Raw genomic sequence first — 9,414 nt, forward strand, 5'->3', positions numbered from 1 at the left:
GGCTAAGCACTGACTCTCGCAATTCCGAGTGGATTCGGACGTAGTCGAATCCGCCGTAATTGTGGTTACATTGTTGTGGGTAGTACTTTTTCCAGTTTATAATTTCTTTAAATTCCTAAATTCATATTTTTCAGTCGGACTATTTCTCTCAATTTCTACCTCATAATTTTCCGATTGAAAGGCTTTTTCCACAAATCCTTTTGCTTTTGAATATGCACAATGATATGTTTCATATGAATCTTGCCAATGTCCGTCGTGTTCATAGTCAACCGAAAAGGCATAATTGTGCAGTAACGAATTCGCTTTGGTTTCTATTCGTCCAGCGTTTTTACTTTTCAGAGCGTAAAGTATTTTCCAGTCATTAAATCCAGCATATTTAGTCCGATTAAGTGATTCCGTTCTTACTTCGACTGCTTTTGAAAATCCAATTTTCACAAGTTCTCCAGTCAAACTTCCAGCAATATAGACTATTCCGCCAGAGTCATTTCTTTTCTGAAATCCTAATTTTGCCGTATCGCATTGACAACAATGTCCACTTCTTGTTCGTAAAGTATGTCCCTCTTTTTGGCAAGGTGTAACATTATAAGCAATCAATTTATTTAGTTCTTTCATAATCACGCGATATTCGGATTTTGAAAGTCCGTCAGCATCGAATACATATTTCGGCTCTATTTTTTGCTCTTTTAAAAATCTAATTTGTTCGCTTGTTAATCCTGCCATTTCCTTTTTCTCGTATTACCCACAACTTGTTTTTATCCGCATATATCTGCAATTTGGTTGGCTATAGCCAATTTTCAGATTTCATATTAGGTCTATTTTTAAGGCTTACTTTATTTTTTTGGGGATGGAGTTAAATGTAAGTATTTTCAATAAACTCAGAAATGTGGGATTCCGTAAAAGGTTTAATAATCTCATCTAATGAATGATTTGGTTTCCAAACTTGATTGCTTTCTTTTTTGTTTTGCTGCGCAAAAGAAAAATGTAAAGCAAGAGGATAACACGCTAACGCGGTGTTATTGATTCATTTTCCTTCGGAAAAGCCGATTTTTAGGGCTTTTTTAAAAATATTGATCAATGGCCTTTATAGCTTTTTTTACTAAAAAATAGTCTTCAGACCAGTAAAATCAATTGATTTTTTACTAAAAAATGGTTTTTTGAAGAATGGCTTAGTTGAGTAATGAAGGCTTTATTTGTCCAATAATTTTATCGGTAAATCTTCTATTTTTCATGGAAAAAGGTGCTCAACCCTGTAAAATCAAAGAATTTTTCACGGAAAAATGTATAGAACAGATAAATTATTGATTCATCTATCTATTCGAAAAAAGAGGCTTAATAATTATTTTAGGTTAATAGAAAACTGTCCTATAATTTTGGGGTATCTGCAGTTGGCAACTGGCTTTTATTTTAAATTTAAATATCTTTCCACGTATGACGTAGGTGTAATATTATCTAAAAGAAGATAAATTAAAAATGAATTTCCTAAAGTCATACTTTGACCATTCAAAGTGATTTCTATTGCTCTATTTTCAAAAACAAATGGTCTGTGCCTTTTCTCAAGGTCAAGAATTTTATGAGTTTCTTTTCTACTTAACCATTTGGCTGAAATCCCTTTTTCATTAAATAGTTCAATTAGTTTTTCTAAATGGATTGCTAGGTAAATTTTTACTCGCCCGAACAATATGTCAAAGATGCTTTCCACTCCAAATGGTTTGAAAAACATAGGTTCTTTTAAAGGAATTCCAATCAAGTTAACATAATCTATAATTATATTTTTTTCATAGATTTGGTCAACAATTGCTTTAAATAGATGTGGTGAAACTGGTTTTTTATTCTCTCTATAAATTCCGATATAAACAATGTTTTCTATTTCTCCGTAAGTTGAATTATTCTTTTTTGATTCCTCGATTAAATTTATAAGGTATTCAAAGTAATATTCTTGTGGGTTGGTTGATTCTAATACTTTAATTTTTTTCTCAGAAAAAGGGTCGGTTCCTTCTTCTTTTTTTAGAAACTCTGTAACCCTAACTCCTTTTTCCATTTGTTTTAAGGTTCTTTCTACTTGGTCAAAGAACTTGTTATTTTTATCGCTATAGTCAATTTTAGTTACGTCAAAATCGTCTTGTCCAGCATAATCTAAAAAATCAAATACCTTTTTTTGTACTTCTCCTTCTTTACATTCTACAATTCTGATTTCTCCATCTTTGATTAACAAAATATCTCCAATATCAATAAAAGATGTCAAATCCGTTATTAAGGCAAAATTTATATCATTTTCTTTGTGAAAGTGTTCAACAGCTGTGAGAACGGATTCTAAGTTGGTCTTCAGTAAATCAGGTCTGTTTCTGTCACCTGAATAGAACCTACGAGCTTTGTAGTAATCCTTTTTGAATACTTGCCAAGCAATAAAATCCGAAAAATGTCTTAAAATTTTGACTTTGTAGTCAATTAAATCTATTTCTGCTTTGGCTTGCTGTAATAAATCTTTGTCCCTATCTCGCTTGGCTTGTTTTTCTTTTTCTTTGAGTTGTTTCTGTTTTTTGAGTAGAGGAACAATTTCTTTGATTATTAAATCTTGTCCCAATCTAAAACCTTTGTGAACCTGAATTAAAAATTCGGTTTTGTCTTTTTCAGTTATCTTTTCGGGATTTCTAAAGTCGAGCGGTTTATTTTTAATTCCATATTCGGCAATTAAATGAAAAATCTCTCTTGTTATTTTTTCAAATTCTTCCAAGTATAGTTCTGGTTTTAGATTGTTGCCAACGTTTTGGCTAAACAGCGTTTTAATGCAGTTTAGGTTTTGTTAGGTGCTTTTTATTTTTCTTTCAAATTTCTCTAATAGATGCTTGTCATTCACTTGAGCATGCAGCAGTTTTAAAGCTTCATCCGTTGGCTCTGCATGTGCGTGCTGACCATTTCCATAAATCCCAATTTTTTCCTCAAATTGCTCATCTTCAATGTCTCTCATAATGAGTCTCACCTTTTCACAAGCAGTTTCGTATCTATATGCAATTTCAAAAAGTTGGTTCGTCTTAAATTCAGAGATGATATATCGATGAACCATTTTGTTCCTTTCAAGATATAGAGACTCGAGTTCATTGAAAATTTCGTCATTTAATATTCTCCTCTCCTTTGCCAACGAATAGACTTTTCTTTCCATTATTGGCCTGTCCGATGGAGATTGATACAAGTATTTAATGTCCATTTCATCCGTAGAATCATCCAACTGTTTTCTCATAACTATTGAAAGTCTCAGATAAGCATCTATCTGGTTGGCAACTACAATTGAAAATTCAATCATAGATTCGTTTTCTAGTGCGGTATTTTTTATGTCGAATGAGGCAGCTAAAGAAGCCATGAATTTTTCATACTTATCAAGGTCAAATGCCAATTTTCTCTTATCTGGACTTAAAAGTTGAATGGTTGATAAAGCATTTTTAACTCTTTCAAGTTCTTTGAGAATTTCTTTATCAGATTCCTTGGCAGAATCGTAGATATACTTTGCCATCAATGTATGGTCTTCTACGGTTGCTCCCCAGATGTGCATATTAAATCCATCATCGTCCATTCTGAACTCCTTAAAATCGAGTTCTGATGTGTTGAATTTTTGAATTTCGACATTCGGGTTTAAGGGCTTTTCCTCTTTGGAATAACAACTGATTTGAAATGACCAATCAGGGTTCTTATATGGCTGAAAACTAAATGGTGATTTTTCTTCATAGCCAGCTGCAACGTTGGCATATCTCCATTCTGTTGGAACTTTTATTACAAACTTACCTGAAGGCTCTGTAAACAATTTCATATTATTCTAATTGCACCTAACTTATTTATATGCCAAACTTTTATAAGCATATACTACTAATTTGGTTGACTATGCCCAAGTTTTTAATTAAAACATAGTTTTTACTAGGCTAACTGTAAATCTAGGGGGATGGAGTTAAATGTAAGAAATTTCAATAAATTGGAAAATGTGGAATTCCGTAAAGAGATTGGATAATGTCATTTAATTCTAAAGGAGGATTGCTTTCTTTTTTGTTTTGCTCTGCAAAAATAAAAATGTAAAGCAAGAGGATAGCACGCTAGCGCGGTGCTATTGATTTATTTCCCTTCGGAAAAGCCCATTTTTAGTGTGTTTTTTGAAAATATTGGTTATTGGCATTTACATCATTTTTGATGGAAAAACGCTCTCGGCCCAGTAAAATCAATGAATTTTTAATGGAAAAGTGATTGTTGGAAGTTTGAAATTGGTGTAGGTTTCATTCCATTTTTAACCCGAGTGAAATTTTCAGGCAAATCCTATTTTTAGCGTAAAAATGCTCTCAGCCTAGTAAAATCAAGGAATTTTTAGCATAAAAATCATATTAAACCCTACTTATTTGATGAAAAAATGCTTTTCTATTCCTTAATCATTCCTCTACTTTAGCCTTCTTTTCCTCCCTATAAAACAGGTTCAAAAGGTCCATTAATGCTTCTTCACCGACCGGCATCAAACGGTTGGCGATGGTCATTGCCTGATGGATGAATTCCTCTTCGTTCCTTTCCATTACATCGTCCGAACCCAATTCGGGGTTTATTGCCCTCATGGAAAGATAAATCAATGCGCGAACGGTCAACAACAGATCGGCATGACCGTCAAGGTAAAAGAAAGTGGGTTGGAACTTTTCCTTGAACCAAGGATGTGGAACCAAGGTCGGGGAGTGGTCGTTCGAGTGGTGTCTCAAATCCTTTAGGAGCTTTTCTTCGTTAGGGTTCATGATGTGATGTATTTGAATTGATTTATGGGATTATCTGTTTTCAAGTTTCGTCAGCATTTCATCCAGTTTGTCCATATAGTACATTTGACTATCTGGAAGGATGCAGATAACCAGTTCCAATACTTGGGTGACACTATCCTCCTTTGATGCATTATGGTTTTTAGGGGCCAACATCATCCCATCACTATTAAGAGCGAATACACAGAGCTGCAAAAGGCTTCTGATTTGCATTAAAAGGTGGTTGTTGTCTCTGACCTCGAAGTACACATGGTTTCCATTGGGATCAATGGACTTTTTGTTTCCAAGCAGCCCGGTAAGATTTTTTCTAAGGTCTTGGATCTCCTTCAAGGTTTTGAGTTTTTTCTTCTTGTGTTTCATTGTTCATGTTTTTGGGTTCACAATCATGTTTATTCCTTCAAAAGGAGTTTTTCTATTCGATCGTAACTGTCCAACTGGTCGTCAGGAAGAATATCAATAACCAACTCCAGTATGGTGATCACTGCATCATCCTTGGATAGAAAGGGAAGTCTTGGTGAGTCGAGTTCATTTTCGTTGTCAATGGTGGACATGCACAGCCTTAATAGGCAAGAGATGACATAACGTAGTTCTGAATTGTTCTCCACCTTAAACACCACTTCTTGGACTTGTGGTTCGTCATTCCCATGAAATCTTCGTTTTCTAGGGTTCAACAAACTAATCACTTTGTCCAGTAGTTCCTTTTCGTTGCTATGGTCTTCCTTGTTCTTTTCCATGGCTTCTTCGTTAAGTTGTAGTTTCTTTATCGGAAAGCATAAGTTCCCTCATTTCATCTAGATAGTTGCCCTCTTCCAAGGGTATGAGGTTCTTTGCAAACTCCAGTACGGTCTTTACATCCTCTTTGATGTTTTTGATGTCCAAGGTCATATCACATTGCTCGTCCAAGGCCAGGATACATACATTAAGGGTCGATTTTATGGTGTAGAAAAGGGAGAAGTGACTATGGACATAAACGTGGTTGAGATAATATCCTTTTTTTGTCCTTCGATTTGCAGGTCTCATCATTTCAAAGTTTTCCTTGCTCAATTTCCTAATCGTGTCCAATAGGTTGGGCACTTCTATATTTTGGGTTTCAAGCGAAGTCTTTTTTCGACTTCTAATAAGCGTCTGTAATAGGTCTAGCTCCCCTTCGAATAATTGCATAATCTCATCCAAGAAGGATACAAGCTTTTGTTCCAAAATGTCCAACTGATCCCTTTCAATATGGAAGGAGTTTTCATATCTAGAACTGGAATAGGCCCTATCCAATAGTTCCAATAATTCCGTCTCCGTGTTGTCTTCAAGATTGAACATTCCCTTTGTTCGGAAAATGTTCCTTTCCAAGAACTTTTGATGTACCTCTATCTTATGGCAGATTTTAACTTTCCCGCAGAGAAAGCCTTCCAAGACCCGGTATCCTAGTTCAAAGCCTTGATGGGCCATAAAGGCGGCTTGGGATAGGTTATCATCTGACATGAAGTATTTGAACCCCTTTTGAAAGGCAAAACTGCCTTCCAAGGATGTCCGAAAGTCCTCCTCAATGTTTTTCTGGACTTTCTCATTGGTTAGGTCTTCATGTTGGTTCCAAGGAAAGCCAATTTCCCGATTTCCAAATATGAGATGTTCGGTCCGACAATGGTTGATGAAAAACAGGTTTCCATTAGCCAGTTCTGTTTTGGCGTAATCATGGGAAAAGAGATTGTGGAAATGATCTTGATGGTCAAAAAGCAACCCTTGGACAATGGGAAGGAACTTGTTGTTTATGTCATTTTTGGGTGCATCAATAATGATGTTCCACCTGAATTTAAAGGTGTTCTTTTTTTCGTGGCCCTTGTTCAGATAGACCTGTGCAACATTCGGAATTACTTTGATAATATCCGATAAAAGCCCCTGTATCTGGGGGTCTAGCTGTTTCTTTCTTTGTGCTAAGGAATCCATATGCCGAATTTTTAAGGTGAATTTCAATCCAATTGTATAGATTTTCTATACGAAAGTATAAAATAAACACTCATTTTCTATACCAATTAGATAAAATTTTATATAGGTGTGTCTAAAATCTATCTTTATGTATCAAAATTTTACATTCACTCTATAATGACAGACCTAGGATTATATTTGGCCAAAAAGTCCATCAACAAAGCGGAAGTGGCGAGAAGGACCGGTATAAGTAAATCGAGGATAAGTCAATTGAGTTCCAATCCCACCACCAAACTAAGGGCAGAGGAGCTCTATCTTATTTCATTGGCGATTGATATAGATCCCTGTGAAGTAATGAAGGAATTGTATGGTGATGTTGAACTTCCAAAATAATCAATTGCCTCGCTCAGTAGTATTAGGTTAATGATTTGGGGCTTGCAGCACTTCGCTTTGCTTCGTTCACTTTATAGGCTTTCTTTCATTTGATAATGTACCCCTCAATAGAAACTCCTTTATTGGTAAGGAATTTAACTAAACTTAAATCTCTAGAAAACGTTGAAATAGAATTGTAATATAAGAATTATGACAAGGCTTAGCAGCATCGTTGGAATAGTTTTACTTCCGTATGTATTGAATTATGTAAATTGTGAATGAAAAGTTTAGGTGTCAAATAACAGTAAAAGTTTGCGTTGACGATGGACAAAAACTTTGACAATCAGGTGCAACGAAACTTGATGGGAAAACGATTGGAAAGAGAAGGTAATGTTTTGGAGGCTATGTCCCTTTATGAAGCAAACATTGCTGAAAACTTTGTCGGCAGTTTTCCATATCGGAGATTGGCTATTTTATATAGCAAAAGAAAATTAATATCGGAAGAAGTACGGGTCCTTGAGAAAGCCGTTTTGGTATTTAAAACTTTGGCATCCTCCAATAGGACCGATATCAATCCAAAGTTAAATGAGTTTCAAGAACGGTTGGATAAGGCGATGAACAAAATATCAGAGTAATTTTTGGAAAATGATTTCACAAATAAGGCTGTAATCACCAAAGATCCATTTTCAGGCGCTAAGCGTATAAGATGGAGACTGGTGGGTGGACATAATTATCCATTTGGAACGTCAAACATGAGTCCGATAGGAGGTGTTATATTGAACACTGATGTAGGGAAGAATTTCATATTTTCGTTCGAACATGGAGATAAGAAAGACTTTATAACTTTTTATTTTTTTAAAAGGGAGCTTTATTTGAAGCCCAAAGACATAGTAATATTTGAGTTTAGTAATGGAAAATTCATTGAATTTGAAATAATCCGTAAATCTGAACTTGCTCATTCTTCATGGTCCGGTCTTTATTACAATAATACCGTTATATCAGAGGAAGAAATCGATAGTTTTAAAAACTTTAATATGCTAAGTTGGGGAATTTTGGACAGCAGTCGAAAAACCAAGTTGGCTGCAAAGACAAAGAACTTTTATTGGTACACCGGAGAGCAGATATTCTATGTCATAAAGCAATTGGCTTCTGAGTTTGTGCATGTTCTACAGAGCGAACTACCTGACCATCAATTATTAAAATCGGAAGATCAGGATAATGATAAAAGAGCAGAGGGTTGTCATGTATATCTTATGGTTGATACAACCAATGATTTTTATAAAATAGGTATCTCAAATAAACCACAATACAGGGAAAAAACGTTGCAGAGTCAAAAGCCAACTATAGAACTTATTTGCTCAAAGGAATATCCGAAAAGAGTCATAGCGGAAACTATGGAAGGCACATTGCATAAAGTGTACGGCGATAAAAGAATCAGAGGAGAGTGGTTTGAGCTGAACGAGCAAGATGTTAATGACATCAAATCTATGCTCGAATCATTGTAATTTAAATAAGGCTCTTGTCAATTTGTAATATCTTTATATCATAGAACGGTAATCTATAGGCATATGCAAGTTCAATTTCGTACCAAGGATGAGGCCAATATGGAACAGGAAAGAGATTTCTTGGCACTTTCGCCTATTGAGCGTGTTTACCGTTTCTTGGACCTCATGCAGCGCATCAACCGATTTCCCACAAAGGCCAAACATGATGAGAATAAATTCATCATTCAGATTACTACAGGGAAATGAGGCAATGGAAAGAGGATATCGACCTTTTTTTGGAAATGACCAACAAGCACGGGGTTAGGATGCTCATGGTTGGTGGGGGTGCCGTCAATTTTCACGGGCATCAAAGACACTCTGCCGATGTTGATTTTTGGATTGACCCAAAAGAGGACAATTTTAAAAGGTTGGTAAAAGTGTTCAATGAAATGGGATACGAGATTGATGATTTCCCAAAAGAAGTGAAGGAGGGGCACCAAAACATTTCCATTAAATTCTCCCCTGCCGATCTCAACCTAGAGTTGATAACCAATTTTTCAGTGAACAAAAGTTTTGACCAAGCTTATGAGGAAGCGGAAGAAGCTTCCTTGGATGACCAACCCCAACTAAAATGGAAAGTATTGAATCTTGATGACTTGATTACAAGTAAGATCAAAGCGGGGAGGCCCAAGGATCTGGCAGATGTCCAACAATTGAAGAGAATCAATAATAAAAAGTAATTATAACAGGACACTATCCCAATAAGTGTGTAATTTAAAAATAACGGGGGTTTGACTTTATTAGAGTCTGACCCTTTTTTCATAGATCGTTAGGAACTGGTTTAAAATGATGCCCCAGTTCCTAATGGGCATGGA

General features: G+C 35.5%; 12 protein-coding genes. 5 read left to right on the forward strand and 7 right to left on the reverse strand.

The annotated features are described in order from the left end of the window. Positions 1 to 96 precede the first annotated feature (96 nt). From ACQQ5U_RS18465 to ACQQ5U_RS18495, 7 genes are all read right to left on the reverse strand, one after another. Positions 97 to 720: a GIY-YIG nuclease family protein gene (locus tag ACQQ5U_RS18465; RefSeq protein WP_437399823.1), complete on the reverse strand. Its 624-nt coding sequence runs from the start codon at positions 718 to 720 to the stop codon at positions 97 to 99. A 679-nt stretch (positions 721 to 1,399) separates the two neighbouring features. Continuing rightward, on the reverse strand, positions 1,400 to 2,731 hold the full coding sequence (locus ACQQ5U_RS18470; protein WP_437399825.1) for a hypothetical protein: 1,332 nt from the start codon (positions 2,729 to 2,731) through the stop codon (positions 1,400 to 1,402). A gap of 69 nt (positions 2,732 to 2,800) precedes the next feature. Continuing rightward, on the reverse strand, positions 2,801 to 3,799 hold the full coding sequence (locus ACQQ5U_RS18475; RefSeq protein ID WP_437399826.1) for a hypothetical protein: 999 nt from the start codon (positions 3,797 to 3,799) through the stop codon (positions 2,801 to 2,803). Positions 3,800 to 4,403: 604 nt separating this feature from the next. Next, complete coding sequence (locus tag ACQQ5U_RS18480; protein WP_437399828.1) at positions 4,404 to 4,751, reverse strand: hypothetical protein; 348 nt, start codon at positions 4,749 to 4,751, stop codon at positions 4,404 to 4,406. A gap of 30 nt (positions 4,752 to 4,781) precedes the next feature. After that, positions 4,782 to 5,129 (reverse strand): hypothetical protein, encoded by a 348-nt coding sequence (locus ACQQ5U_RS18485; protein ID WP_437399829.1) that lies wholly within the window; start codon positions 5,127 to 5,129, stop codon positions 4,782 to 4,784. A 29-nt stretch (positions 5,130 to 5,158) separates the two neighbouring features. Then, a complete protein-coding gene (locus tag ACQQ5U_RS18490) occupies positions 5,159 to 5,503 on the reverse strand; it encodes a hypothetical protein (protein ID WP_437399831.1) in 345 nt (114 codons plus the stop codon). Between the two features lie 10 nt (positions 5,504 to 5,513). Continuing rightward, positions 5,514 to 6,704 carry a hypothetical protein gene (locus ACQQ5U_RS18495; RefSeq protein ID WP_437399833.1) on the reverse strand — a complete coding sequence of 397 codons (1,191 nt, stop codon included), beginning with the start codon at positions 6,702 to 6,704 and terminating at the stop codon, positions 5,514 to 5,516. 156 nt (positions 6,705 to 6,860) lie between these two features. On the opposite strand from ACQQ5U_RS18495, the gene ACQQ5U_RS18500 reads away from it, so the two are divergent. The 5 genes from ACQQ5U_RS18500 (at position 6,861) to ACQQ5U_RS18520 (ending at position 9,279) form a co-directional block, all read left to right on the forward strand. Continuing rightward, entirely contained in the window at positions 6,861 to 7,076 is a 216-nt protein-coding gene (locus ACQQ5U_RS18500) for a helix-turn-helix domain-containing protein (RefSeq protein ID WP_437399834.1), read from the forward strand. Between the two features lie 302 nt (positions 7,077 to 7,378). Continuing rightward, positions 7,379 to 7,690, forward strand: coding sequence for a hypothetical protein (locus ACQQ5U_RS18505; RefSeq protein ID WP_437399836.1), 312 nt, complete (start codon positions 7,379 to 7,381; stop codon positions 7,688 to 7,690). A gap of 3 nt (positions 7,691 to 7,693) precedes the next feature. Beyond that, the gene (locus ACQQ5U_RS18510) at positions 7,694 to 8,560 is read left to right on the forward strand and encodes a GIY-YIG nuclease family protein (RefSeq protein ID WP_437399838.1); all 867 of its coding nucleotides are present in this window, start codon (positions 7,694 to 7,696) and stop codon (positions 8,558 to 8,560) included. A 63-nt stretch (positions 8,561 to 8,623) separates the two neighbouring features. After that, positions 8,624 to 8,806 carry a hypothetical protein gene (locus tag ACQQ5U_RS18515; RefSeq protein WP_220115291.1) on the forward strand — a complete coding sequence of 61 codons (183 nt, stop codon included), beginning with the start codon at positions 8,624 to 8,626 and terminating at the stop codon, positions 8,804 to 8,806. After that, entirely contained in the window at positions 8,803 to 9,279 is a 477-nt protein-coding gene (locus ACQQ5U_RS18520) for a nucleotidyl transferase AbiEii/AbiGii toxin family protein (RefSeq protein WP_437399839.1), read from the forward strand. The genes ACQQ5U_RS18515 and ACQQ5U_RS18520 overlap by 4 nt, the downstream gene beginning before the upstream one ends. Positions 9,280 to 9,414: the final 135 nt, after the last annotated feature.

Source organism: Flagellimonas lutimaris (assembly GCF_051494225.1).
In the GTDB taxonomy this organism is placed as follows: domain Bacteria; phylum Bacteroidota; class Bacteroidia; order Flavobacteriales; family Flavobacteriaceae; genus Flagellimonas; species Flagellimonas lutimaris_A.

Bases quoted from the DNA above. Each gene is read 5' to 3' on its own strand.
- ACQQ5U_RS18465 (WP_437399823.1), bottom strand. From the start codon at position 720: ATGGCAGGATTAACAAGCGAACAAATTAGATTTTTAAAAGAGCAAAAA.
- ACQQ5U_RS18475 (WP_437399826.1), bottom strand. From the start codon at position 3,799: ATGAAATTGTTTACAGAGCCTTCAGGTAAGTTTGTAATAAAAGTTCCA.
- ACQQ5U_RS18480 (WP_437399828.1), bottom strand. From the start codon at position 4,751: ATGAACCCTAACGAAGAAAAGCTCCTAAAGGATTTGAGACACCACTCG.
- ACQQ5U_RS18485 (WP_437399829.1), bottom strand. From the start codon at position 5,129: ATGAAACACAAGAAGAAAAAACTCAAAACCTTGAAGGAGATCCAAGAC.
- ACQQ5U_RS18490 (WP_437399831.1), bottom strand. From the start codon at position 5,503: ATGGAAAAGAACAAGGAAGACCATAGCAACGAAAAGGAACTACTGGAC.
- ACQQ5U_RS18495 (WP_437399833.1), bottom strand. From the start codon at position 6,704: ATGGATTCCTTAGCACAAAGAAAGAAACAGCTAGACCCCCAGATACAG.
- ACQQ5U_RS18500 (WP_437399834.1), top strand. From the start codon at position 6,861: ATGACAGACCTAGGATTATATTTGGCCAAAAAGTCCATCAACAAAGCG.
- ACQQ5U_RS18505 (WP_437399836.1), top strand. From the start codon at position 7,379: ATGGACAAAAACTTTGACAATCAGGTGCAACGAAACTTGATGGGAAAA.
- ACQQ5U_RS18515 (WP_220115291.1), top strand. From the start codon at position 8,624: ATGCAAGTTCAATTTCGTACCAAGGATGAGGCCAATATGGAACAGGAA.
- ACQQ5U_RS18520 (WP_437399839.1), top strand. From the start codon at position 8,803: ATGAGGCAATGGAAAGAGGATATCGACCTTTTTTTGGAAATGACCAAC.